General features: G+C 51.8%; 21 protein-coding genes. 10 read left to right on the top strand and 11 right to left on the bottom strand.

Going from position 1 to position 24,501, the window contains the following annotated elements:
• The first annotated feature begins 28 nt into the window (after positions 1-28).
• On the top strand, positions 29-3,094 hold the full coding sequence (locus FYJ24_RS07715; protein ID WP_154545197.1) for an alpha-mannosidase: 3,066 nt from the start codon (positions 29-31) through the stop codon (positions 3,092-3,094).
• A 67-nt stretch (positions 3,095-3,161) separates the two neighbouring features.
• Here FYJ24_RS07715 and FYJ24_RS07720 read toward each other — a convergent pair whose 3' ends face one another.
• From FYJ24_RS07720 to FYJ24_RS07755, 8 genes are all read right to left on the bottom strand, one after another.
• On the bottom strand, positions 3,162-4,784 hold the full coding sequence (locus FYJ24_RS07720) for an alcohol dehydrogenase catalytic domain-containing protein (protein WP_225872070.1): 1,623 nt from the start codon (positions 4,782-4,784) through the stop codon (positions 3,162-3,164).
• A gap of 50 nt (positions 4,785-4,834) precedes the next feature.
• Positions 4,835-6,043, bottom strand: coding sequence for a mannitol dehydrogenase family protein (locus FYJ24_RS07725; protein ID WP_154545201.1), 1,209 nt, complete (start codon positions 6,041-6,043; stop codon positions 4,835-4,837).
• Positions 6,040-7,047 carry a carbohydrate kinase family protein gene (locus FYJ24_RS07730; RefSeq protein ID WP_154545203.1) on the bottom strand — a complete coding sequence of 336 codons (1,008 nt, stop codon included), beginning with the start codon at positions 7,045-7,047 and terminating at the stop codon, positions 6,040-6,042. Before FYJ24_RS07730 ends, FYJ24_RS07725 begins: the two co-directional genes overlap by 4 nt.
• Positions 7,044-8,318: an AGE family epimerase/isomerase gene (locus FYJ24_RS07735; RefSeq protein WP_206192583.1), complete on the bottom strand. Its 1,275-nt coding sequence runs from the start codon at positions 8,316-8,318 to the stop codon at positions 7,044-7,046. Before FYJ24_RS07735 ends, FYJ24_RS07730 begins: the two co-directional genes overlap by 4 nt.
• Positions 8,319-8,398: 80 nt before the next feature.
• On the bottom strand, positions 8,399-9,391 hold the full coding sequence (locus FYJ24_RS07740; protein ID WP_206192584.1) for a LacI family DNA-binding transcriptional regulator: 993 nt from the start codon (positions 9,389-9,391) through the stop codon (positions 8,399-8,401).
• 36 nt (positions 9,392-9,427) lie between these two features.
• A complete protein-coding gene (locus tag FYJ24_RS07745) occupies positions 9,428-10,411 on the bottom strand; it encodes an ABC transporter permease subunit (protein ID WP_154545205.1) in 984 nt (327 codons plus the stop codon).
• Positions 10,408-11,952 (bottom strand): sugar ABC transporter ATP-binding protein, encoded by a 1,545-nt coding sequence (locus FYJ24_RS07750; RefSeq protein WP_154545207.1) that lies wholly within the window; start codon positions 11,950-11,952, stop codon positions 10,408-10,410. The genes FYJ24_RS07745 and FYJ24_RS07750 overlap by 4 nt, the downstream gene beginning before the upstream one ends.
• Positions 11,953-11,986: 34 nt before the next feature.
• Complete coding sequence (locus FYJ24_RS07755) at positions 11,987-12,979, bottom strand: ABC transporter substrate-binding protein (RefSeq protein WP_154545209.1); 993 nt, start codon at positions 12,977-12,979, stop codon at positions 11,987-11,989.
• Between the two features lie 1,081 nt (positions 12,980-14,060).
• Between FYJ24_RS07755 and FYJ24_RS07760 the strand changes: the two genes are divergently transcribed.
• From FYJ24_RS07760 to FYJ24_RS07800, 9 genes are all read left to right on the top strand, one after another.
• Complete coding sequence (locus tag FYJ24_RS07760; RefSeq protein WP_154545211.1) at positions 14,061-14,222, top strand: substrate-binding domain-containing protein; 162 nt, start codon at positions 14,061-14,063, stop codon at positions 14,220-14,222.
• A 190-nt stretch (positions 14,223-14,412) separates the two neighbouring features.
• Complete coding sequence (locus FYJ24_RS07765; protein ID WP_154545213.1) at positions 14,413-14,634, top strand: hypothetical protein; 222 nt, start codon at positions 14,413-14,415, stop codon at positions 14,632-14,634.
• A gap of 308 nt (positions 14,635-14,942) precedes the next feature.
• A complete protein-coding gene (locus FYJ24_RS07770) occupies positions 14,943-16,079 on the top strand; it encodes an amidohydrolase family protein (RefSeq protein WP_154545215.1) in 1,137 nt (378 codons plus the stop codon).
• Between the two features lie 116 nt (positions 16,080-16,195).
• Positions 16,196-17,791, top strand: a complete 1,596-nt coding sequence (locus FYJ24_RS07775; RefSeq protein WP_154545217.1) for an ABC transporter substrate-binding protein — start codon at positions 16,196-16,198, stop codon at positions 17,789-17,791.
• A gap of 18 nt (positions 17,792-17,809) precedes the next feature.
• The gene (locus FYJ24_RS07780; RefSeq protein ID WP_154545219.1) at positions 17,810-18,784 is read left to right on the top strand and encodes an ABC transporter permease; all 975 of its coding nucleotides are present in this window, start codon (positions 17,810-17,812) and stop codon (positions 18,782-18,784) included.
• Complete coding sequence (locus tag FYJ24_RS07785; RefSeq protein ID WP_206192585.1) at positions 18,781-19,674, top strand: ABC transporter permease; 894 nt, start codon at positions 18,781-18,783, stop codon at positions 19,672-19,674. The genes FYJ24_RS07780 and FYJ24_RS07785 overlap by 4 nt, the downstream gene beginning before the upstream one ends.
• Positions 19,671-20,462 carry an ABC transporter ATP-binding protein gene (locus FYJ24_RS07790; protein WP_154545221.1) on the top strand — a complete coding sequence of 264 codons (792 nt, stop codon included), beginning with the start codon at positions 19,671-19,673 and terminating at the stop codon, positions 20,460-20,462. The genes FYJ24_RS07785 and FYJ24_RS07790 overlap by 4 nt, the downstream gene beginning before the upstream one ends.
• The gene (locus tag FYJ24_RS07795; protein ID WP_154545223.1) at positions 20,459-21,208 is read left to right on the top strand and encodes an ABC transporter ATP-binding protein; all 750 of its coding nucleotides are present in this window, start codon (positions 20,459-20,461) and stop codon (positions 21,206-21,208) included. Before FYJ24_RS07790 ends, FYJ24_RS07795 begins: the two co-directional genes overlap by 4 nt.
• 9 nt (positions 21,209-21,217) lie before the next feature.
• Positions 21,218-22,327, top strand: coding sequence for an aminotransferase class V-fold PLP-dependent enzyme (locus FYJ24_RS07800; protein WP_154545225.1), 1,110 nt, complete (start codon positions 21,218-21,220; stop codon positions 22,325-22,327).
• A 9-nt stretch (positions 22,328-22,336) separates the two neighbouring features.
• Here the strand turns inward: FYJ24_RS07800 and FYJ24_RS07805 are convergent, their stop codons facing one another.
• Genes FYJ24_RS07805 through FYJ24_RS07815 form a run of 3 tightly spaced genes read right to left on the bottom strand, consistent with a single transcriptional unit; the run spans position 22,337 to position 23,903 of the window.
• Positions 22,337-22,750 carry a type II toxin-antitoxin system VapC family toxin gene (locus tag FYJ24_RS07805; RefSeq protein WP_154545227.1) on the bottom strand — a complete coding sequence of 138 codons (414 nt, stop codon included), beginning with the start codon at positions 22,748-22,750 and terminating at the stop codon, positions 22,337-22,339.
• A complete protein-coding gene (locus tag FYJ24_RS07810) occupies positions 22,747-23,019 on the bottom strand; it encodes a type II toxin-antitoxin system Phd/YefM family antitoxin (RefSeq protein ID WP_206192586.1) in 273 nt (90 codons plus the stop codon). The genes FYJ24_RS07805 and FYJ24_RS07810 overlap by 4 nt, the downstream gene beginning before the upstream one ends.
• Before the next feature lie 47 nt (positions 23,020-23,066).
• Positions 23,067-23,903 (bottom strand): carbohydrate-binding protein, encoded by an 837-nt coding sequence (locus tag FYJ24_RS07815; protein WP_154545231.1) that lies wholly within the window; start codon positions 23,901-23,903, stop codon positions 23,067-23,069.
• Positions 23,904-24,501: the final 598 nt, after the last annotated feature.

Consider the following 24,501-nt stretch of genomic DNA (forward strand, 5'->3'; position numbering starts at 1 on the left):
ACTTACTCCAACGTAGCCAGGAAGTTTCATGCACGACAACACTCCTTTGATCAAGACCCGGATTGAACGCCTTCTTCGAGATCGCATCTCCCCGGCAAAATACCGCCAACGTGCACCGTTGACCATTACCAGGTGGGAAGCTCCTGGAGAACCAGTACCCTTCGCGGAAGCCAAACACCAGACCTTCACCTCCTTCGGCAACGGCCAGTCATGGGGAGAGCCATGGGGAACCACATGGTTTCACCTCACCGGCAAGATACCCAATGAGTGGCTGAGCGAAGAAGGAACAGCTCCTGAAATAATTGCAGATATCGGATTCAACACCACACAAACCGGGTTCCAATGCGAAGGAATGGCGTATCGATCCGATGGTTCGATTATCAAAGCAGTAGAACCCCATAACCGTTACATTTCTCTTCCCGGGGCAGCGACTGACATTGACATTTTCCTCGAGGCGGCTTCAAACCCTGACGTCATCGACAACTGGTCTTTTCGCCCGACCTATCTTGGAAGAAAAGAAACCAGCCGTGCGCGCACCTGTTACCGCGTAAAGGAACTTGCCCTAGGCCTCCTTGATTGTGAAGTGTGGTCGTTAGAAAGAGACATTCAGGTTCTGCTGGATTTAGCTCTCACCTTGGACGAGGCGTCATCGCGTCGCGCGCGGATATTTGCGGCGCTGAGTGATTGCCTTCGCGCTGTCAATCCTGATGACGTTGCTGGTTCGGCCAAGGCGGGACGCCAGGTTCTACGCGACGTTCTCGCTTCTCCTGCAACCGCTTCCGCTCACACTCTCTATGCGGTCGGGCACGCTCATATCGATTCCGCATGGTTATGGCCGATACGCGAGACCGCAAGAAAAGTCGCCAGAACCTTTTCCAATGCTCTTGATCTGATGGATAAGGATCCCGAGTTCGTATTTGCGGCTTCCTCAGCCCAACAATACGCTTGGATCAAAGAACTCTATCCTGAACTTTTTGCACGGCTCAAAAAGAGAGTTGCCGAGGGACGCTTCGTACCCGTAGGTGGAATGTGGGTAGAGTCCGACACCAACCTACCTGGCGGCGAAGCCCTGGCTCGCCAATTTGTCCGAGGCGCTGGATTCTTTCGTCGCGAATTCGGCATTGAACAGCCCGAAGTGTGGCTACCTGATTCTTTCGGCTATTCGGCGTCCCTTCCGCAGATCATTCGTCTTGCCGGTGCCTCACGTTTCCTCACCCAAAAGATTTCCTGGAATCAAGTCAACCGCATGCCCCACCATACTTTCTGGTGGGAAGGTATAGACGGAACACGAGTATTCACCCATTTCCCACCCGTCGACTCTTACGCATGTGAGCTCACCGCAAAAGAACTCAAACACGCTGAAGATGAATATGCGGATAAGGCAGTTGGCACTACTTCCCTAGTACCATTCGGATACGGCGATGGCGGAGGCGGCCCCACCCGCGAAATGTTAGGGATTGCCCATCGCACCCGCGACCTCGAGGGATCGCCTAAAGTACAACTCTCTTCCCCATCAGCTTTCTTTGAAGTGGCGGCAGCTGAGTATCCGAACGCCCCCGTGTGGTCTGGGGAACTTTATCTCGAAATTCATCGCGGCACATACACCTCACAGGCCAGGACTAAGCGTGGGAACCGGACTACTGAGTCGCTCTTGCGAGCTGCAGAACTCTGGGCAACCACAGCGACCGTTCGAGGCGGATACGAATATCCATATGAGACTCTTGACCGCATATGGGAAAAAGCCCTTCTCTACCAGTTCCACGATATTCTTCCAGGTACCTCCATCGGATGGGTTCATGACGAGGTAGAACGAACCTATGCTGAGTTGGCAGAGCAACTCAAAGCAATCATTGAGGATGCTGACCAGCACTTGTCCCCACGATACGGCAGTGATTCCAAGAGCTCGGTTCTCAATTACGGCCCATTCCCTGTGCAGGGGATTCCGGCGCTGGCAGCCGGGACCCCAGCTGAGCGAAACTCCATTGAACAAACCCCTGAGATTCGCGACAACAATGATGGATCACATACGGTCATCACTCAAGCACTGGAAGTAACGGTTGCACAGGACGGGACTTTACCCTCAATCGTTGATAAAACATCGGGCCGTCAAGTGGTGCCGCCAAGTACACCACTCAACCAGCTGCAGCTTTTCCGTGATACCCCAGCGCAGTGGGATGCGTGGGATATTGATATTATTGATCGCGAAACCCGGATAAATCTCGAAGACGTGACTTCTATGCACATAGAGGAAGCCGGCAGCGAAGTACGCATCATTACAAACAGACAATGTGGCGCCTCGACAATCATTCAAGAAATCTCAATCCCTGCCGATGCTCCCCTCATCACAATCACCACAAAAGTCGACTGGCACGAGAAAGAGAAGATGCTGAAACTGGCGTTCCCTCTTGATCTTCGAGCTGAGCAGGCCACCTCCGAAATACAATTCGGACATATTCATAGGCCTCTCCACACGAACACGTCCTGGGATATCGCCCGCTTCGAAACGCCTGCGCATCGTTGGGTGCATGTAGGCGAGCCCGGGTTTGGCGTTTCTCTCGCTAACGACGCTACGTACGGCCACGACTTTGGGCGCTGGACGCGAGAGGACGACGGCGGAACGACCACTCAGATACGTCAATCGTTACTTCGCGCACCCCTCTACCCTGATCCGCAAACAGATCAAGGTGAACATTTTTTCGTCACTCGGTTGCGCATTGGGGCGACAATCCCGCAAGCGATAGCTGACGGATACCAGTTGAACCTGCCACTGATCCCTCTTCCATGCGGATCTGCACCAACGCCACTACTGCAGGTCGATAATCCTGCGGTAGTGATCGAGTCAGTCAAACTAGCCGAAGACCGTTCAGGCGATGTCATAGTGCGCGCATACGAAGCTCATGGGACGCGGGCTGCGGCGACAGTGATGGGTGACTTCGATTTTGATTCCGTTGCGGCCGTCAACTTGCAAGAGCAACCCCTGGATAATCCGCGCATTACTGCCGAGGCGAAGTCTGTCTCCTTTTCCTTGCGGCCCTTCCAGATTGTTACTCTGCGGTTTCGGCTAAACGGTGGGCATTATCAGGTGGAAGAGTGATGATGTGAAAGGTCTTCGTCAGGCAATCTAATTCGGAGGGGAGCGCGGTCATGCGCGTTCCCCTCCGTCACGCGCCACAGCACTCGAGCAACTCTTTTTCGGCTGCAGGGGTCCAACGTCCATCACTCAGAAGGCGTGCAACCGATGGGTAGGTGCGCATCAAATCACTCATGGTGAGGTAACCCAAGTCATGCAGCTGGGGATACACCATGATTTTGCCTGGTGCCGTTCGGTTTTGGACCGCTTGGAAAGCTTCCGGCACACCGGCCATCCCGGTGATTGCCCCCAGTGCAACGGTCGTATCCAGTGTCCCTGCTTCGATGCGGGACAGAACCGTCTGCATGTCTGCGGTGGTAGATCCAGAACTGCCAATCAGAAAAATATGTTGAGCGATGACTCGTTGCAGATCAATCGGCCCTAGGGTACCTGCGGGAATCCCTGCGAAAATATTCAACACACCGGAAGAGCCGGCAGCCTGAATCGCCTCCGCCACTAACTGCTGTGAAGGAACCAAACACACCACATAGTCGTAACCATCCCCCATAGGACGTTGAGCAGTGTTGACTAGCTGCAGATTGATGCCTCGACTTTCTGCTGCTGGGCCCGCTAGGGACGCTAAATGGTTCAAACGCTCATCACTGACATCAGTGCCTATGATTTCCGATTTGGACCCCAGCAGCGAAATTGCTCTAATAACATGCATACTTCCCATGGGTCCGGCGGCGCCGATCAGTAGTATGCGCCCACGAGGTGGCAACTCATCGCTACTTGGAATCCACCGATACCCATCCGCTGGGTTGCTGCCAGTTGTGCCGCAGTAGCGAATAAAATCGTAGTGGATCCTACCAATATCGACCGCCACCTCACGCTCGATGGTTTCCCCCGACAAAACAACATTGAGAATTCCATGAGCCCGCAAGAGAGGTTCGAGTTTTTCTATAGTTACGGCCTTAGAACCGAAATAAACGATGTCATCGAATCCCTCAGTTGAAGGTTTTGGTAGTTGGTCGCCTTGGGACAAATCAACATATTCCACCTCACCAGCTGAGGCTTCTTCTAAGAAGGCTTCAAGCTTCCTGTCAGTGGAAGACGATTCGAATACTATAAGCATTCTCCCCTCCCGCAGGGGTCCTTTCCTCTCTTCCTGAGAATACGCACCCTCGACTGTTGCCCACGGCTCAACAAGGCCCACTGAAGCCGCCGATGGAGTTTCACTCACAGGCAAAAGAAATTTTTCGCCGGATTTCGTTACAACGCAACGCTCATCGACTACTACGTATTCTTGCAGAGCACCCTCAAAGTTGTACCCGAACGCAGCATTTGAGTGGGCAGTTGGAAGATGCTTCCAGTCAGCTTGGACTAATACGCGATCACCGACAGAGAAATGACGAACATCAGTCCCTGCTGCTATAATTCGCGCAACCGGTTCATGCCCCGGCACCGTCGCCTGACTTCCCGGCACGTATGAGGGAATTTCGAGTAACTCCTCTCCAGAAATTCCGCCGACCACTTCTGCTTTTCGCGGATGTTGGTCGTAGGATCGCAGAAGTTTCGTATCCGAAAAACAAATTCCACATGCTTCTATTTTTAGTAGTAGTTGTCTCGGGCCCACAGGCCGCACAGGATGCTCTTTATCAATTCGAATATCATCTTTTCCAACGAACTTAACTGCCCACTGAGTACGTTCCATTTTCCTTATATCTTCTGTTGTCATGTTTTCTGTCAGCACCGTCTCAATTACTAGGCCACCCAAGAACGTTTGAATGGCTGATCAACAATCCTTAGCTGCTGTTCACAATCGAATCCGCCCTGAAATGCTTCTAGCTGGGCAAACACCTGTTCTCGTTCTTGTTCACTTAGGAGGTCCGACTTGTAGAAGACCTCACGCATAGTGACACTAGACCCAGGTTCATTCATTTCCATATAGTTCAATGCAGCGGCTAAACCAGTGAGAATAAACCGTGAAGGAATACTCTCCTGTCGACACAGTTGCACCGCACCCAAAAATCGGTCCTCCGGGGATAGTTTTCTCCGAGGATCGCGTCCAACTCGCGCAACCGTGTCCGCAAGAGCTTCGTTGGCAAGCCGGTGCAAAAGATCGTCTATGTGGTCTAACAGGGGCCCCATTGGTTGCCCGTAGCGAGCCGCGACAGCCGTAGCAGATTCAATCATTGCAGCGCGAACAAAGAAACGGACCTCAATTCGGCCAATTGCTTGCCAAATATATGTGTCCCCACAGCAGGCACCGAGATACGCACACATCGCATGCCCCATGTTGTGCACATACAACTTCCGATCAGAGTAGTACTCGAATGGAATATCAGGGGCGATAACGAAAGCCTTAGCGTCCACCAATTGGCCTTTGGCGGCCGTCACATCTAGCGGAAGGAATCTATACGGTTCCACTTCGATAGTCGTTATCTTCTGATGACTTCGTGACTGGTCTGCAACTGGAATCATCCGACCGATTGACGTCGATATTAGTGCGAGGTGCTGGTCAATAAACGCGTCGGTCATGGCTGGATCTGCTGCCTTTAGCCACTCTCTCACTTTGCGGGGCGCATCATGAAGGTTTTCGGCCAGAAGTAGGTTCAGCGGAGGTCGTCCCTGGTTTACTCGGAGTCTCACGGCTCTCGCAATGGTCCGGCAGACTGCTGGAAGGGCTCGTGGCCCTACACAAGTAGCGGCAATTTCAGCGTGGCTGATGGCGATACCTACTGCCTGCTCATTTTCAGAGTGGATAGCTTTGACTGGTGCGATGGTCTTGGAATCACGTGTACCTTTGTCGACGGTAATGTGTGTGTAGCTGCCATCTCTCGCAAGCTCATCGAGTAAGGCTTGATCGACATCGATGAAGACTACTTCTAGGCCAGCCTCGTTAAAAATTTCCCCAATGAATCCCCTGCCAACCGCACCGGCACCAAAAATCACCGCTGATGACTGGCTCATGACAAATCCTCATACTCGGCGTCAGCGTACGCTTGAAGCATTTCTCGCCACGGACCTACGCCATCCGTGGAATTTCCGTGGTGCAAAGACCCAGCAGCTGCCGCACTTCCCAGCTCTATAGACTCGGCCAAGCTGAGTTCTTTCCATGCCCCATAGAGCACGCCTGAGGCGAAGGCATCACCAGCACCTGTCGAAGTGACAATCTCGTTGGGGGCTAGCCGTATAGAAGGTCGTACAACCCACTCACCATCAGGCGTCAGCCCTGCCGCACCTCCAGCCCAATGAATAACCGCCCAGGTGGAAACTCCCATCTCTACAATGGCTTGTGCGGCTCGCCGCAGTGCCTCAACGTCAACCGTTCCTTGATGTGAAATCTCTATGCCCGTCGTTCGGGAAGCCTCCACCTCGTTGACAATGCAGTAGTCGCAATATCGCAATGCGGCTGGAACGATGCTGCGGAATCGATCCGATACTTCACTGACAACATCGACAGATGTCTTGATGCCGCGACTTTGAGTCTGGGCCAACAATCTGGCCATACGGGTTCCGAATTCCGGATCCGGGGCATCTAGCCGGTCTAGTAGAAGAATGTACCCGACATGTAATAGATCAATGTCGGCACTCGCAAAGTTGATGTCTTCCTCGTCCAAGAGTGCGTTGGCTCCACGGAACTGGAAAAAAGTTCTCTCGCGAGTTTGAGCGTCCTCCATCACATCCGAAAATGATGTTTGTCCGACTCTGCGGATACGGGATGTGTCAATCGAAGGATACGGGTGAAAATGGCTCACAATGGCATCACCATCACTGTCGTCGCCCACTAGACCAACCACCGAAATCGGAAGGCTGGGATCCAACCGTGCCAGGTCAACGGCACAGTTATACGCTAATCCTCCGGGTGACGGAGTCACGGAATGGATCGTTGTCAGTGAGGCGCGCTCTGGATATGCTTCGATTTCCATATACCGATCGAGGATGAGATTGCCAGCAACACCTATGCCACTCATACCTGTCCCCTATTTCCTGTGGGCTCATCCCGTAAACACGTTGCTAGACCGTAGCCAGTCGGAACTTCCGCATAGAGAGTTGCCTGGTAGGCATGATAAAGGTCGGGTTTTCCTTCCCACGTATGTCGAGCAGGCGTCCCATCAGCGCCTATTTCGTGGTACCAACCACCGCGGTCGTGATCGGTTAAACGATTGTTAACAAATTCCCAGAACCGTTGATACCAGTCGAGATATTTCTGGTCTCCAGTCGCATCATGTAGCAGTTTTGCTGCACCGATCGCTTCCGCAGGAGGCCAAAAGTATCTTTCGGGAACGACTGGATTTCCATCCCAGTCAAGCGTATAGCTAAAACCACCATCGGCGTGCCATCCCTCAGCGACAGCATGGTGAAATAGCGTCTCGGCTGTAGGCAACAACCATGCCTCGTCCACTTCAAGCCCCCACAGCTGCATGCATAACTTGGACCACTCTAGCCAATGCCCCACCTGCGTGCCGTAGGGACGAAAAGGATGACGTGGATCGTCTCTGTTGTAATCAGGGATCGGCTCCCAATCGGGAGTGAAGTGCTCCGGTAACCTCCACGGCGCTGGACTCTCAGTGTCCAGAACTGCACGCCCCGCGATGAACCTCGCTATTGAAGTAGCGCGATCCAAGAGCGTTTTGTTTCCCGTAGCCTCGTAGGCAGCTATATAGGCTTCAGTGAGGTGCATATTGGCGTTTTGTCCGCGGTAGCTGTCCAAAACCGAGAACTGCCTGTCGTATGCCTCAACACACCGCCCCTCAGATTCTTGCCAAAAGTGACTATCGATAACCCGCAGAGCTTCATCCATTAATTCGGGGCCTCGTGTAAACCCAGCAACTGTGGCAGAGCTGCCCGCCAGCAGCATATGCGCAATTCCGTATAGTTCTTTCTGGTCTTCTGGACTATCGCCTCCCACTACCGGAAACCAGCCTCCATATTCCCGGTCACTGCCCGGACCACCACAGTAGAAGTCCAACCCATGCTCAACTACCTCCGCAGCTCCTTGCCGCCCATTGAGGTGAGCTAGAGCGAAAACATGGATCATCCTGGCACCTAACCACAGCTGCGCTCCCTTGCTAGCTATCGGCTCTCCTGATTCAGAAAGCCAAGCCATTCCCCCTTCTTCCCTGCACACTTCTGGCTGGTAAAAGTCCAATAGTTGCTGACGCTGTTTGCGCAGCCATTCATGATGCTCAGAATGAGCTAAAGACATGTGCGGTTCCATTGCTGGATGCATCCTTTCATTCATTGTGTGGTCGTAGGCCACAACTCGTAAAACAACGTTGTCTGAAAGTAGACTAGAATCTTTCCTATAGCCGTGTCAATCGCTTATCGGGCCTCTGATCCTCTAAGAACCAACTCGGTAGGAAGAACCACCTGTTGCTGCTGGCTAGTTTCGCGGGTCATCTTCGCCAACAGCATCTGCGCCGCGGCTCTCCCCATTTCTTCCACTGGCTGACGGACAACGCTAATACCACCGCCAATAAGACTGGCACTTTCAAAGTCGTCAAAGCCGATAATCGGTCTCTGTATTCCAGTTTCCTGCATGGCTTCTAACGCACCTAATGTAGCTCGGTTATTCGCGGTAAAAAAAGCTTCCACTTCGGTTTCCTGTAACAGTCTGATCGCTCCGGCCTTGGCTTCTTCACGCGAATGAGCACCCGTCCAGTTCGGAAGACTAACCGGATCGACACCATGGCATGCCATCGTCTCCAAGTACCCCAACCAACGCTCACGGATAGTAAATACTTCGAGGGAATCCGACAGGAAAGCAACCTGACGTAGACCACCATTAAGTAGGGCTTCAATGGCACTTCTGGCCCCCCCGCGGTTATCCGCCAACACACAGTCAGCACCACCCGACAGCGGCGGCCTATCGAGGAAAACAGCAGGAGAGAGCAGCGAATCTGAGTCAATCCGATCATGGCCTCCTCGCGGGGGGACAATGATCAACCCATCCACACGTTGCTCCACTAGACGACTCACCAAGTGATCGTAGCGGGCGATATCGTCAGTGGAACTTGAGACCACCAAGACATAACCCTGAGCCATCACTTCTTGTTCTGCGGCCGCTGCCAGTGCGGAATAATAGGGGTTCGCCAGATCGGAAATAATCAGACCAATCAATCGACTTGCCTGCCCCGGACGAATGCTGGCTGCAGCCAAGTTCCTCCGATAACCTAGTTCTGCAATCGCAGCAGCAATTCTTTCCCCCAGTTCAGGAGCAATATTGGTCTCGCCATTGACGTACCGAGAAACAGTCTTCAGGCTCACTCCCGCACGTTCAGCAACGTGGTTCATTGTCGCGGGACGTTTACGCACAGATTTCCTTCCCAGCCAGAGTACGTCAGAACAGCATCACTTATTGGTGCCCCATCCCTTCAATGAGTCCAAAGCAACCGCCAAGACAATGACAACACCTTTGACGATCAACTGATAGAAGAACGGAACATTCATCAATACTAGGCCATTGGAAAGCACTCCAATGATTAGTGCCCCCACTAAAGTTCCCAGGATCCTGCCTCTGCCTCCCGCCAACGAGGTTCCGCCCAGAACAACAGCAGCAATGGCATCAAGTTCATAACCGGTTCCGGCGGTGGGCTGCGCTGATAACACTCGCGCAGAGAAAATAATGCCAGCCAACCCTGCAGTAACTCCGCCTATTGTATAGACCCATGTCAATACTGCCTTGGTATTAATACCGGCCAAACGCGCGGCCTCAATATTGCCTCCCACAGCATAGATGTGGCGTCCAAAACGCGTCCTCTCCAGCAAAAACCAGATAGCTACATACACGATCGCCATCACGACAACGGGAGCAGGGATACCCGCGAGAGCACCATTACCAATCCCACCGTAGTTGAGATCGGATGCAACAAGTGGCATTCCCCCAAGAAGTGAATAGGCAGTGCCTCTCAGATACGTCATGGACCCCAACGTCACAATAAACGCAGGAAGAGCCAACCACGCAACCAGCGCCCCGTTGAGAAATCCCGCGATTCCGCCTGCTAGCATTCCACCCAATACCGCCAGGAAGGCAGGGACTCCTGCCGTGGCCAAGAGAACACCAACAACTCCTGCAACAGCCAGATTTGACCCGACAGACAAATCGATTCCGCTAGTGAGGATAATAAGAGTCATTCCAGCGGCAAGTATCGCATTGATTGAGACTGCGCGCACCACATTAAGGCCATTGTCGACTGTGAAAAAATTAGGAGCCAACAACCCCATAATCACGATGAGCAAAAGCAGCACCAAGACAATACCCACTCGATCCCACCAATAGGAGATGCCCCGAGAAGATTTGTTAGCAGCCGTTGTATCAATGGCTGGTGTACTCATTTTTCACGTCCTTCAGCTTCGTTGGAATACACGCCAGTTGCGTGCTCCATCACTTTCTCTTCAGTGGCGTCTACGCCCAATAGCTCAGCAACAATGCGACCTCCGCGCATCACCATCAAACGATCACTAATCCCTAGGGCTTCAGGCAAATCTGAGGATACGACCATGACAGCTGTACCGCTGTCCGCGATGCTACGAATGATCCGGTAGATTTCGCTTTTTGCCCCTATGTCGACTCCGCGTGTGGGCTCGTCAAGTATCAGCATGGCAGGGGCTTGCTCGACCAGCCGCGCAAAGACAAGCTTCTGCTGATTTCCACCAGAGAGGCTTCGTGCTTCCGCAGCCGGGGATGCAGCACGCACCTGTAATGCCGAAAAGGTATTCTTCACGCTTTGCTTAATCTTGCCGGAGTCGAGTACTCCAGCCGTGCAGAACTTCTTCAAAGTCGATATGACGGTATTATCACTAACCGACATTTCTTGAAAGAGCGCCTGTTCTTTCCGGCTCTCGGGTAACAGACCGATTCCCTGTGCCATGGCAGCAGCCGGACTCTGGAGGTTCACCTCTTTCCCATCCAAACTCACGCTGCCCCCAATGGACGGGTCTGCTCCATAGAGCATTCGGGCTACTTCAGTTCGCCCTGCTCCGATTAGCCCGACGAATGACACGATTTCTCCCGCTCTCACATCAAAAGATACAGGCCCAACCGCATTTCCTTGTAGCTCACGGACTATCACTCGCGGTTCGCCTATGGAACCCTTTTGATCTCCATAAAGGTCATCGACATCACGACCTACCATCATCCGAACGATGTCGCGCGGCTTAACCTCTTCGTCGCCAAGAGCTCGCATGTCACGCGTTCCAACCAATTTTCCATCGCGAAAAACGGTAACCCTATCAGCCAGTTCCCATACTTCTTCCATACGGTGAGATATATAGATAAGGCCCATTCCTTTGGCCTTCATCCCGCGAATCAGCTCAAAAAGACGTCGTGATTCAGTTACCGACAGTGCTGCCGTTGGCTCATCCAACACCAATATGTTGACATCTTCGGCTATCGCTCGGGCGATCTCAACCATTTGCTGCATACCAACCGACAGTCTCCCGATAGGCATACGCGGATCCAGGTCCGCTCCAACAGCTGCCAGTTTTTGCTGAGCTGCCTCAATCATCCTCCGCCGGTCTAGCATTCCGAACGAGTTGACGGGTTCTTGCCCGATAGCCAGGTTTTCGGCGACTGTCATTTCTGGCAACGTGTTGAGCTCTTGATGGATGATTCCGATACCGTGGGTCATCGCATCTCTGGGCGATGCCATGACCACACGGTTTCCACCAACCACTATTTCCCCAGAATCCGGAGCGTAATCTCCTGAAAAGATCTTCATGAGTGTCGACTTCCCGGCACCGTTTTCGCCCATCAAGGCATGCACTTCACTTGGTCGGAGATCAAAGTCAACGTTGTCTAGCGCCTGCGTCGCCCCAAATCTCTTACTGATACCCACTGCTTGAAGCAGATACTCATCAGTCGTTTTCTCACTCATGTCCATCTATTCCTCATAACTCAGAACTACGGAATCACCAACCGGCGTATTCGTTCACGTTATCTTTGTCGACTGTGAAGGGCTCAATAAGGATTTGGGAGTCAGCCGGAGGATTACCCGCGACAATAGCTGCTCCTACTTCGTACCCCTTAACTGCCATAGCTGCTGGATCCTGTGCCGGGGTGGCCCAGAAATTCGATGCGGTATCCTGCAGCGCCTTCACCGCCTCCGGTGAGCCATCAACTCCAACGATGACAATTCCATTTTTTCCAGCCTGCTGAACAGCGAGGTCTGCACCTAATGCTGAGGGGTCGTTAATGGCAAAAATGCCATTAACATCAGGATTCGCGGTAAGCATATCAGTCGTCACCTGTAAAGCAGATGCTCGGTCGTTGGTGCCAGACTGCTTTGCCAGTACCTTTACCTCGGGATTGTCAGCCAGGACCTCTTCGCATCCCTTCACCCTGTCTTGCACCGCAGTTTGAGGGGTTCCGTCAACGATAAGGATGTTTCCTTTTCCGCCTAATTTATCTACCAAGGCCTCACAGGCAAGACGTCCTGCCATCACATTGTCTGTTGTCACCTCAGCATCGGCTCCCTTTGCTGCTGCGTCAACAGCGACAACTGGAATACCTGCGGCCTGTGCCCTCCCAACCGCTGCACCAATTCCATCAGTGTCGACTGGAGTCACAAGAATAAGGTCTACCCCCTGTTGAATGAAGGTATCAATCTGGTCACTCTGAGTTCCCACATCCTGACGGCCATCTTGGATGTTAATCTCAAAGCCTTTGGCCTTGGACTCTTCTTCCATACCATTCTGCATAGCCGCGAAGAATGGATTAGAGACATCTTGCAAGGTCATGCCCACCTTTTTGATCTCTCCAGAGCCAGCCTTTTCAGTCGCTCCGGACTCTGCAGTGCCAGAGGCGGGACTCTTTTCAGCAGTACCGTCAGAACACGCTGTCAGCGATACTCCCAGAACTAAGGTGGCCGCAAGTGCGGCTATTGAACGTCGTGTTGTCTTCATTGTCACTCCATTTTTCTTGGGGTTTACACACTAGATTCCGAGACCTCATTGCTCTACGGAACGGTGTCTTTTGTAGACAAGGCGAGTGTATTGTGAATGAGACAACGTTGTCTAGTGGAGACAAAGCACCGTTACTATTTCGTAACAATAGCCTCTGAGACCTCCAAATATCGCCAACCTACATCAGACACACTCTCCAAGAGGCTATTCTCCTAATGCGTCGCGCGACCGATTGGACGCGGCCCAATCTCTTTTCAAAGAGAGATCTCAAGAGAGACCCCGTTGCTTTATGGTTTCCCAGAACTCTAGCTAGACCGCCCCATGCACATACGAGTGAACGATTTAAATAGGAGAATAATTGTGCTATTTCCAGGGACAAGGGACTCTCACTAAGCATGCGAGGGGCCTACCTGAATGATCGTCAAGTTTGAAAGAATGAAATAAAAAGGATTCTGTGATCATGGTCGCTAGCCGTATTTGAAACACACAACTAGGGCTTGTCTCACTTCTACACCCACGCAGTTACAATGACATTATCGACGTTACTAACGAAAGCTTAGACACAGCCGTCACAAAAAAGAATAATGTGAAAATCCCGTAACGAATAGAAATTTTGAGGGGCATTAATTTAGGTTCGGGAGGTGTCAACACGCAGGCTCTTCACTGTACATGAAGACAGAAACGTGCGCTCAGTGCGTACTACTTCATTTCAATTGAAGTCGCTGATAGAGACCTTATGGCGTCGTGGACGAATCTCCCTTTCGTTCTCATCGGAGAAAAACCGTGGGGCAGGAGTACCACATTTTAAAATAGACGGGAAGACTGCGTCCGCACAGGTCGCAGAACACCTCGTTGAGAAGGGCACGCAACTTCGTAGCACATGGATCTATGAATACTGCGAGGACTTCTGGTCCCGGTACCCCGAGAACTGAAGGACTCCGAGAATATTTGGCCGCGGCAAGCATGATGGAGAGCATTTACCGGCGAATCGAAGTGTCTCCGTGCACAAACGATGGAGCTCACCGTCAGACGGCAGTATGGCTAACAGAAAACGAGTTACCTGACGCGATTTTTGCCATGAATGGCATTCATGGCAGCTGGTGCTTTGCGGGCGCTTGCGGACATCGGCGCAAACATTCCAAAAGGCATTCTATTGGTCGGATGGGACGATACTGACGTCGCACGGTTTTCGTTGCCGTCCATCACCACCATTCATTCGACCCGACAAGGAGAGCATTGCTAGGCAGGCAGTGGACGCGCTCATCACACTGAATGATACTGGTGAAAAGACTATCGAGAGAATTGACGATATCAACGTCCCACACACACTTATTCCGCGGGATTCTACTGATAGGCACTGAAAATAGCGCCATTGCCTTGGCGGATTCGTTCTCAAGATTGAGTGTGAGCAGAAGAAATTTTCTGTAGGAACCTTGTTCATCTTTTGCTTTATCACAGAAGACGAGGTACATGATCTTTTCAGAAGGGACGCTAAGTCCGAAAAGGTGTCGCCTCCGGAAGTAATTGCACTGCAGATTCTGGCAGCCATGGACGGAATCCAACTACGCTGGCTACAACGGATTGACCAGGTAGATCTAGTCGAGCAGTGGGACTTGATGATGGAACACATACTTGCACAGAGCAATGATTCCTAAGTTCAGGTTTGATGACATAGATAATTCCCATAACAACCCTTTTGTCAGGAGATTGTGTCTCCGTTCCTCCTGTGCGAGAGTTTGTAAGTCAGTCCTCGCAAGAATTCCTTTTTCTATAAAACCAGGACGTCCACCATATGGACCTCTGGGCCAGCCAAATACTTGTCACCCTACTTTTAACTTCATTGCATATCAATAAACTGCAACAGTAATTAGAGTAAGTAAACGGTTATGCATTGACGCCAACTGTGAAGGGCGTCATACGCGCACCCTCACAGGCCCAGTACTGGTAAGTGAAAGGGTGCCTCATGAGTGACACTGAGTCCTCCACAGGTATCATTGGAACGCGCGTACTCGGTGAAGATTTCCGGTTCACCCAAGTGGCCAACTTGGGCTGGTCTGCTGGCACTTTCGATTTCTCTGAAAGTGGTCGCATGCCTATCTCAGGCGAAAACTTGTGGGTGGTTCCTGGATTCGTTGATGCCCACGTCCACTTGGGGTGGACTGATTTCTCCGAAGACGACAGGAAGAGACGCTCCCCCGAAGAACTACAAAGGCTGATCTCTCAGAATCTGCATTCGACACTAACCGCAGGATTTACTGGGGCTCGCGACGCAGGAGGTCTGAGCAAAACCTGGATTGGTCGCGCTAACAACGGAGAACTCCCCTCTCCTACCATTTCAGGAAGCATCGATTGCATTACCGCGGCGTCTGCGCAGGAAGCTGGAGGCATTGAGCGCGCGACTGAAAGGGTATTGAGCAATGGAGCAAGCTGGGTAAAACTCATAGCCACCGACGGCATCAGCTCACCATCAAGTTCTCTCAATTCCCATTTTTCTGCCTCACAGATCCGAAGCGTCGTCAATATTGCAACTCAGTCCGGTTGCCGCGTTATGGTCCACGCGTGGGGTGGAGAGGCTATCACTTGGGCAATCGAAGCTGGCGCATCTTCGATCGAACACGGTATTTTCCTCGATGACGACCAGGCCCGTGCTGCCGCCGAATCAGAAGTCACGTTTGTCCCAACTTTGTGCATCTATCGCAAGGTCTACGACATGATCACCCTAGGCTCGTTGCCGTCATTCCTTCACGACCGCGTCAAACACATTGTTGATGTGCACCCCCGAGCAGTTCGCACAGCCATGGAACACGGTGTAAAAATTGCCGTGGGCACCGATTTCGGAAGCGTAGAACAGCATGGTTCCAACGCCGATGAACTTCTAGCCCTTCTTGATGCCGGACTGTCACCAAAGGAACTGCTGCAGGCAGCTACCACCAATGGAGCAGAACTCCTTGATTGTCGATGTCGCACTTCTTTCTTACTGAAAGAGCGAATGCCCGCCGACGCCGTTATCTTTGCTCGCAACCCGCTAGAATCCGCCACATACGCGGATCCACATGCAATCGCAGCGGTAGTCAAGACTGGACGCGTCGTCACAGTTTAGGGACTATTTCTTTCATTACCTGAAGGCGTCGTAGTACCTCGAACAGGTAGCACCATACGTTACTTCAAACCATCGTCACGCAGTTTAATAATTAATTATAGGAAGATGACCCCCACATGAGTAATACGTCACGCTCAATCCAGCAGCTATCAAAAGCCGCCTCTATATTCCTTATCTCAGCACTCGCGTTAGCTGGCTGCGCGGGAAGCCCCCCACAATCACAGTCAAATACTGCTGCTAGTGGCGACATTACATCCAGCGCGGGCGGGACTCTAAGAGTAGGACGAATGAGCGCTGTCACAGCACTAGACCCTGCCACACAGATTACTGCCAACAACGCCTTCGCAATCGATAAGGTATTTGAATCATTAGTTTCTTTTGATGCCGATGGCTCCATTATTCCTTGGCTCGCCTCTGAATACGCAATCAGTGACGACGGACTCACTTACACTTTCACATTGCGTGATGGTGTGAAGTTTTCAGACGGCAGTGAATTGACAGCTGAGGACGTGGTTTTTTCCTTAGAACGCCACAAGGACCTTGGGGATGAGTCGCCCCTCCCCCTCGCGGGACCAATAGATTCTATTACTGCTCAAAATGACACAACAGTAATCATCACTCTCTCGAGCGCTTACACTCCACTAATATCAGAACTAGCGAATTTTTCTAACGGAATCTACCCAGCCAACTTTGGAGGAAAAACCGAAGAAGAATTCTTTCAGAATCCGATTGCTACCGGACCATTTGTCGTCGACCAATGGGACCCCAACGGTGACATATCATTTGTGAAGAACGAAAACTATTGGCAAGAAGGGAAACCCTACATCGATTCGTTAGTGTACAAACTGGTTCCTGACGACACCCAACTGCAACAACAGTTAGTCGCGGGGCAACTGGACGTCATTGATCATGTCCCATACGCTAACGTGTCTGAACTTGAGAGCAACCCTAGTGTTCAGGTGTTGACGAATAAATCTTGGGAAATAGAACAAGTCTTCTTCAATACTCAAAACGAGTATTTTGCTGATGAACACGTTCGCAGGGCTGTGGCTCATGCCATTGATCGAGAAGGAATCGTCAACGCAGTTACTTTTGGTACTGCAACAGTGGCAAACTCACTCATTCCGCCCACTATTGAATACTCTGCGAATGGTGAAGGCTACGCTCTCGGCTTTGATCTTGATACTGCAAAAGCTGAGTTAGCTAAGTCCGCATATCCCAACGGGTTTAGTGCCACACTGTCAATAAAATCCGGAAATGCGGCGCTTGCTCAAGAAGCTCAAATCGTCCAACAGTCTTTGGCAGAGCTGGGAATCACCGTCGAGATCGAATCCTTAGAGGCTGCGACATTCAGTTCCAAGGTCTATGGGGACTATAACTACGATTTCATGATCAACTCTGGACAGTCTGACAGCGCTGACCCCGACGGCTTGGTCTCATTCCAAGCTGATCCGGAAGGCTTCAGTAAATCGTATTGGACTTTCTACACCAACGATGAGGTCACAAAGCTACTTCACGAAGGTCGCAGTACAGCTGATGGCGAAGATCGGGAGAAAATCTACTTCGACATTCAAAAGATCATGGCAGAGCAAGTTCCCTACATTCCCCTCTACTACACGAGTGCAGTCAAAGCCACAACGGATTCAGTTGAAGGTCTCACCGTTCTTCCTAATGGCAGCATGCTATTCCAGGATGTTCTCCTCGGCCAATAAGAATTAACAGACAAAGACATGTTCACATTTTCGTCTATAAAGAATGTCACTTGGCGTATTGTCAAGCGCTTTCTTTCGCGAGTACTGCCGGTTGTCATCGGGGTCGTTGTCGCGGTATTTTTCCTACTGCGCCTCGTCCCCGGTGACCCAGCCCGTATTATCTTGGGAGATCAAGCTACTGACGCATCGGTAATAGCTCTGCGAGAACAACTGGGGCTTGATCAACCTGTATGGGTGCAGTTTTCTCACTTTGTTACGCAGCTGTTCACTCATTTCGATACAGGTGAGTCATTGGTCTACGGCGAATCAACCCGCACGTTGATTCTGGAACGAGCTCCTTTAAGTCTAGGAATTGTTGCAATCGCGGTAATGCTCACCCTCGCCATCGCCGTACCACTTTCGGTCGCTGCGGCTTCCCACCAGGACGGTCCTGTCGACCATATGGTGCGGGTGATCCCTGCTGTCGGAATGGGAATGCCAACTTTTTGGGTCGGCCTTCTTCTCATCATCGTTTTCGCAGTCAACCTCAAATGGCTGCCTGTAGGAGGGATAGGCGACGGCCCCCTCCAACCATTCCTAAGCTTGGTGCTGCCGGGGGTTGCTGTTGCAATTGCCGCGATTCCGCCCCTCGTCAGATCACTTCGATCAGAACTGTTGGACGTTACGCACGCCGATTTTGTAACGACTCTACGAGCAGCACATATTCCAGAGAGAACCATTCAGTTCCGGCATGTTCTTAGGAATGCGGCGGTACCAACACTGAACCTTTTTGGGGTCAATGTTGCTTTCATGATTGGCGGAACCTTAGTCGTAGAAAAGGTCTTTGCGATTAACGGTGTGGGAAGCCTACTCTTCAATGCGATTAGCAGCCGAGACTTTCCTGTTGTCCAAGGCGTTGCACTATATTGCGCTTTTTTCGTCGTACTCATCACCATCATTGTCGACCTCTGCAGCGCAGCAATCGACCCTCGACTACGACTTGGATCATCATGAGAGAAACCTTCCCAATGGTAGAAGAGGCTGAGGCACCCGCTACTCGCGAGGACTCCCCTCGCGCAATATATGTCCCCTATTGGCGCAGAGCATTCGCATCGAAAGCTTTTGTGGTAGGCCTTGTGATGTTCAGTGCCCTAGCATTACTGGCAGCATTAGCCCCAGTAATAGCCCCATTTGACCCAGCTGTTCAGGATCTGTCCAGCGGACTGCTTCCCCCCTCGCCGGAACACATCTTGGGTACTGACCAACTGGGGCGCGATATCTTTACAAGGATGCTGTACGCTGCACGCACCGACCTACGCATCGCCATCTTTGCATCCATTATTCCTTTCATCGTTGGGGTTTCCCTCGGTATCGTCGCGGGCTTCTGTGGTGGCTGGTTCGACGCGATCATCAGCAGGATCACTGACACGGTAATTGCATTCCCGTTCTACGTGATTGTCATTGCCCTCGTGTTCGCGGTCGGAGTCGGTGAGCGTGGAATTTATGTGGCATTCGCACTGGTCGGGTGGATCGGATATTACCGAGTGATGCGAGTAGCAACGCGCGCCCTGCGCAGCTCAGGATGGGTGGAGGCAGCCCGCGGCGCGGGAATGCCGGTGCCTCGCATTCTTGCACGCCAGCTTCTTCCTAACGTATTGCCCCAAGCTCTGGTATTACTCATGACAGAAATACTTCTGATTATGGTTGCCGTCGTCACCCTCAGTTATCTAGGTCTTGGCGTGCAACCCCCTACGCCAGATTGGGGAACCATGATCTCTGACGGACAATCCTTTATCACCACAAAATGGTGGATATCAGCTATCCCAGGATTCGCAGTCGTGTATGTGGGGATTTCATTGTCCCTCATTGCCGATGGTTTGGGGGACGCTTGGAGGGTCCAATGAAACCAGTTCGCGACGACAACCCCGTGCGGGGTTCAATCACCGTCAGCAATCTCAGTATCTCCACCCGCGGCAAAAGTTCTACTTGCTTGGTTGAGAACCTCAATCTTGTGGTTACTCCCGGAGAGATAATAGGACTGGTTGGCGAATCTGGTTCGGGCAAAAGTCTCACCTTGCGCGCGATCCTAGGAATCCTTCCCCCAGGAATCCAACAAAGTGGGGGAACCGTGAACGTAGAAGGCAGAGTTGGAATGGTATTCCAGGATCCTCTTGCGGCTCTCGATCCTCTTGAAAAAATCGGTAAACAAATAGCCGATTCGGTGCTAGCCAACAGCCGTCTTGGCTGGGGACGTGAGGCTCGCGTCCAGGCGAAAAAACGCGCGCTAGACCTGATGAGTGCAGTTCGCCTGCCTCAGCCAGATGAGCGTTATCACTGGTATCCGCACCAGCTTTCCGGAGGTCAACGTCAACGGGTCGTCATCGCAATAGCTTTGGCGACAAGTCCTGACATTTTGTTGTGTGATGAACCAACCACGGCCTTGGATGTAACCGTCCAACAACAGGTACTGGAACTACTTCAGGACCTCCATGTTGAACGCAGACTCACCATTGTTTTTGTAAGTCACAACCTTGCAGTGGTGTCAGGAATATGCTCTCGCATGGCGGTGATGAGTCACGGAAAAATCATCGAGTCTGGCCCAACGCTGGAAGTATTGAACCATCCTCAAGAGCAGTACACACGGATGTTGATTGATTCGGTTCTTCCTCTACCCGATGAGGATCAGAAATGACAGATCTAGAAGTCTCCCACATCAACGTGCGTTTCGGCAAATTTGATGCCGTAAAAGATGTCTCGCTTTCCATACCTTCTGGCGGCGCGTTGGGACTAGTCGGCGAATCTGGATCGGGCAAAACTACTGTTGCCAGAGCAATTGTAGGCCTACATCCTGCAACTTCCGGCTGTATTCGCCTAGGCGAAGAGTTACTACCCAGAACACGCAGCCGGGAACAATTTCGGCGTATACAGATGGTTTACCAGGATCCATACACCTCCCTCAATCCACGCATGACCATACGAAATATGCTTTCAGAAGTCCTGCGTCTACACCGGATCGTGCCCAGGAATAGAGTACGTCAACGCTGCACCGAACTGATGGATATGGTTCAACTGAGTGAATCTTCTCTTGATGCTTACCCCAGCCAGTTCTCCGGAGGTCAACGCCAACGCATCGCATTAGCACGAGCTTTAGCGCTAGCACCGCAAGTGCTAGTAGCAGATGAACCTACCAGCGCACTAGATGCGTCTGTACAAAGTAAAATCGTTGATCTCTTAGCAACTCTACGTTCAGAGCTTCAGTTGACACTTGTATGCGTCTCACATGATCTAGCTGTCGTTGCGGCTCTCTGCGATTCGGTAGCCGTGATGAAGGATGGAAAGATTATTGAGAATTCTCCAAAAAACGAGTTCTTTTCTCATCCCAGCAATGACTATAGTCGCAACTTGCTGGCCGCAGTTCCCCGACTACCCTCAAAATAGCCCATAAGAATGAAAGTGCAACCAATGCCGATCTCCCCCCAACCACAGCTTTCTTCCACAGCTCTACTTGACCAAGCACCGCTCTCCCCTGATGAAATCGACCACCTTTCTGAACTGGTGGCACACACTTTGGGAACAACAAACGACATTATCCTTGTCCAATCCGAGGCAATAGTCGCCTTGGAAGCAATCGCAAAGAGTGTTGCAGGGCCGGGAATCAAAGCTTTCAATGTGGTCACTGGTCCCTATGGCGTGGGCTTTGGAAATTGGATGCGAGAAGTTGGCTCAGACGTAACCGATTTTGCATTTCCGTTTGAACGCGTTGCCGATGCAGAAATCACTGCCACCGAGATTCTCAGGCATCGCCCCCAGATTGTATCTCTTGTCCATGCTGAGGCTGCCACTGGAGGCACGAATGATGCTGCAACGATTATTGATGCCGCTCATCAGGTGGGGGCGATCACCGTACTGGACGCGGTCGCATCTATTGGCGCCGAACCGGTTCTCACTGATAAGTGGAATGTAGACGTCGTTGCTATAGGAGCCCAAAAAGCCCTAGCTGGTCCAGCCGGCATGAGCGCAGTTTCAGTATCGCAACGAGCGTGGGAGTTCATTGATGCGAACTCGGTCTCCCCCTCAGGATCAGTGCTGTCCCTTACCGATTGGCGGGATTCGTGGTTACGGTCGGATCGCCTCACCGTCCCCGGCTTACCTAATTGGTTGGAAGGACGCGCTTTGACCGCGGCACTTGAACGTATCCACAACGAAAACCTCGCGCAAGTCACTAAGCGACACAACGCCGCCGCTCAAGCTACCCTTGCGGGAATGGAGGCTTTGGGGCTAGCTCCTTGGCAGCAAGGAGATCCCGTTTCCTATGCTCCGGTTGCCACCGCGATATCCATCGCAGGTTTTCCTCAGCTACTGGCTTTGAATACTGGTCTTATCACCCAAGGTGGAGGAGTCCTAGGAGGGAAACTGTTGCGAATCAACCATTATGGATTGGCAGCCAGCCTCGATAGTGTAAATACGGCACTAAGGCACTTAGCCCATGCACTGAAGCGCGATCTGCAGCCAGCACTCGAAGCAGCTCAGTTAGCATGGGACGAAAGGTGTCTATAGCTGAACCGACTAGAGATCAGCAAAAGGATTGAACAGGCGAACTGGTAGCCCCTCAAAATCGGTTACGTTCCGCGTTACTAGAATCAGATCGTAAGCAATCGCAGTTGCCGCCAATAGACTGTCGATCACAGGATACGTTCGCAGACGAGGGAGTTTCCCCCATGCCTGCACGGTTTTCATATCCACATTGAAAATCCGATCAGAGTATTGATTACATAATTGCTTCAGCCACGAAGAAAGTTGTAGTTTCTTCTGATGTTGCTCCTGCGGCAAGCGCGTAATTCCCCGCTGTATTTCACCAACTGTCAGAACACTCAGATAAAGCGAAGGACCACCAGCAAGCCATTGAACAACGGCATCGTTGGGAACGACCTTCGTCATTTCGGATACGACATTAGTATCCACCAGATAGTGATTAGTCATGCCTCAGCCATAGCAGCGTGCCGTTCAGGGTCGGTACGCCTAGTCTCCAAGTATTCATCCATGTCAACGTCAATCTCCCCAGCGCTGCGCGCCAAGAAAGCTGACAAAGGCTCCGGCCCACCTGTCATTTTTTGGAAGCCGTCATACTCGACAATTACTGCTACATTGCGCCCATTCTTCGTAATGACTTGAGGATAGCCAGCTTCGACTTGTCGAATAACCTCACTCAAGCGCTGTTTTGCTTCCTGTAGCTGCCACACATTACTCATGTGACTGAGAATACACATTCCATCATATTCTGTCTAGACTGTCTAGACTAATTGCATCTAGTAACAGATTCGGTTCCGACCTCCGGGATTACACATCCCCACACCTCTATTTGGGTGAGAGCCGGAAAAGGAGAGGGCTCAGAAGACATCACCAAGTCCTTGATTGTCACCTCGCGCGCCTCCACGTCCACTGGAAACACCTGGGGTTCTGCCAGTTTCTGCAACGCCACCATTTCTTCACTGGCTTCAGCCCCACCCGCAAAGCACAGTGTTGCCGCCGTCCAATAATTATCGTGAGGAAAATCCGCGCGAAGAGTCAGCCGTACCTCATCAATTCGACACAACACACCTAGCTCAAGACACAGCTGCGCATCCGACCTTCGATTGATCCCCCAGCTCTGATAGGGGTACTCTCCGTGCGAGGCGTTAGCAAAGATTCCATCAATCGTATTCCTGGCCGCAAACACAGATTCACCACGCGTCTCCACATTAGCGCTGGCATGGGGATACACCCCTACTGCACCCGCATAGCCATAAGGGTTGAAGGCCAGATTCCGACGAGCATATGCTTCTCTATCATCCACAATCCGAGCAGAAGTCACATGTTTAGTACCTGCAAAAGACTTGGGAGAATACACCAACTTTTGCTCACCGTGGGGAACAGGAAAAGATACGGAGCGCTCAGTCACATAGACAATCGCTGGCGGCATAGAGTCGTCATAGCGTACCTCGCAAAACGCACCTGGATGCTCAATTTCCATACCGATACGGTCACCAGGCTGATACTCGCGACTGCACACAAGATTAACGAATGCGCCCGCAGCAGAGGCAGCTACCGTATGCCCGCGACTGTCATACACTTTGATACTCAGTTGGTTGCGCATAGATTCTCACAGATTCCAGTAAAGACGCCCCCACGTATTGCTCCGGGATGAAGCAACAAGTCCATCCTAGAACTAGAATAGGAGTTCCAAGAATTTTTCCCAGTACCGCTGCGCGAAGAGCAATGCGGCAGATATGTGAGCAACAATCTTGCGATCGGTGGCACCACACTTCCCCTCGTACGGGGTCATGAAACTGTACACCGGGCCGCATACCGCCCCGGCAGCTACCACAACGCCCAGGACGTTGCACCGAAATTATGCATGAGGACAGCGGAGAAAATACGCCACCATGGGCGATTATGGTCTTGTAACCCCCAGTTATAAAGAACTCAGCGCCACACAGGATCGACTATTCAACCCACAGGATCGCCCCCATTCACAGTGCACATCACATGAAGCTACATGTTCGTCACTGCGGCCTCGACATCTCCGGGTGAGCCTTTTCTAAAGCGACAGCTCTAGCCATTTCAGCGTTCGCCGCGGCGAACGCAGTACCCGCGATCGACACATTGTTCGCCGACGATCGCACACGTGGCCGAGAGGATCTCACACTAAGAATCGATGCAGAATTCTACCCGACAGGTCTCACTATGCTCCC

The organism is Scrofimicrobium canadense (assembly GCF_009696615.1).
In the GTDB taxonomy this organism is placed as follows: Bacteria; Actinomycetota; Actinomycetes; order Actinomycetales; family Actinomycetaceae; genus Scrofimicrobium; species Scrofimicrobium canadense.

Coding starts and splice junctions, on each gene's coding strand:
- FYJ24_RS07715 (WP_154545197.1), top strand. CDS start 29: ATGCACGACAACACTCCTTTGATCAAGACCCGGATTGAACGCCTTCTT.
- FYJ24_RS07720 (WP_225872070.1), bottom strand. CDS start 4,784: ATGGAACGTACTCAGTGGGCAGTTAAGTTCGTTGGAAAAGATGATATT.
- FYJ24_RS07725 (WP_154545201.1), bottom strand. CDS start 6,043: ATGAGCCAGTCATCAGCGGTGATTTTTGGTGCCGGTGCGGTTGGCAGG.
- FYJ24_RS07730 (WP_154545203.1), bottom strand. CDS start 7,047: ATGAGTGGCATAGGTGTTGCTGGCAATCTCATCCTCGATCGGTATATG.
- FYJ24_RS07735 (WP_206192583.1), bottom strand. CDS start 8,318: ATGAATGAAAGGATGCATCCAGCAATGGAACCGCACATGTCTTTAGCT.
- FYJ24_RS07745 (WP_154545205.1), bottom strand. CDS start 10,411: ATGAGTACACCAGCCATTGATACAACGGCTGCTAACAAATCTTCTCGG.
- FYJ24_RS07750 (WP_154545207.1), bottom strand. CDS start 11,952: ATGAGTGAGAAAACGACTGATGAGTATCTGCTTCAAGCAGTGGGTATC.
- FYJ24_RS07755 (WP_154545209.1), bottom strand. CDS start 12,979: ATGAAGACAACACGACGTTCAATAGCCGCACTTGCGGCCACCTTAGTT.
- FYJ24_RS07760 (WP_154545211.1), top strand. CDS start 14,061: ATGGCATTCATGGCAGCTGGTGCTTTGCGGGCGCTTGCGGACATCGGC.
- FYJ24_RS07770 (WP_154545215.1), top strand. CDS start 14,943: ATGAGTGACACTGAGTCCTCCACAGGTATCATTGGAACGCGCGTACTC.
- FYJ24_RS07775 (WP_154545217.1), top strand. CDS start 16,196: ATGAGTAATACGTCACGCTCAATCCAGCAGCTATCAAAAGCCGCCTCT.
- FYJ24_RS07780 (WP_154545219.1), top strand. CDS start 17,810: ATGTTCACATTTTCGTCTATAAAGAATGTCACTTGGCGTATTGTCAAG.
- FYJ24_RS07785 (WP_206192585.1), top strand. CDS start 18,781: ATGAGAGAAACCTTCCCAATGGTAGAAGAGGCTGAGGCACCCGCTACT.
- FYJ24_RS07790 (WP_154545221.1), top strand. CDS start 19,671: ATGAAACCAGTTCGCGACGACAACCCCGTGCGGGGTTCAATCACCGTC.
- FYJ24_RS07795 (WP_154545223.1), top strand. CDS start 20,459: ATGACAGATCTAGAAGTCTCCCACATCAACGTGCGTTTCGGCAAATTT.
- FYJ24_RS07800 (WP_154545225.1), top strand. CDS start 21,218: ATGAAAGTGCAACCAATGCCGATCTCCCCCCAACCACAGCTTTCTTCC.
- FYJ24_RS07805 (WP_154545227.1), bottom strand. CDS start 22,750: ATGACTAATCACTATCTGGTGGATACTAATGTCGTATCCGAAATGACG.
- FYJ24_RS07810 (WP_206192586.1), bottom strand. CDS start 23,019: ATGAGTAATGTGTGGCAGCTACAGGAAGCAAAACAGCGCTTGAGTGAG.
- FYJ24_RS07815 (WP_154545231.1), bottom strand. CDS start 23,903: ATGCGCAACCAACTGAGTATCAAAGTGTATGACAGTCGCGGGCATACG.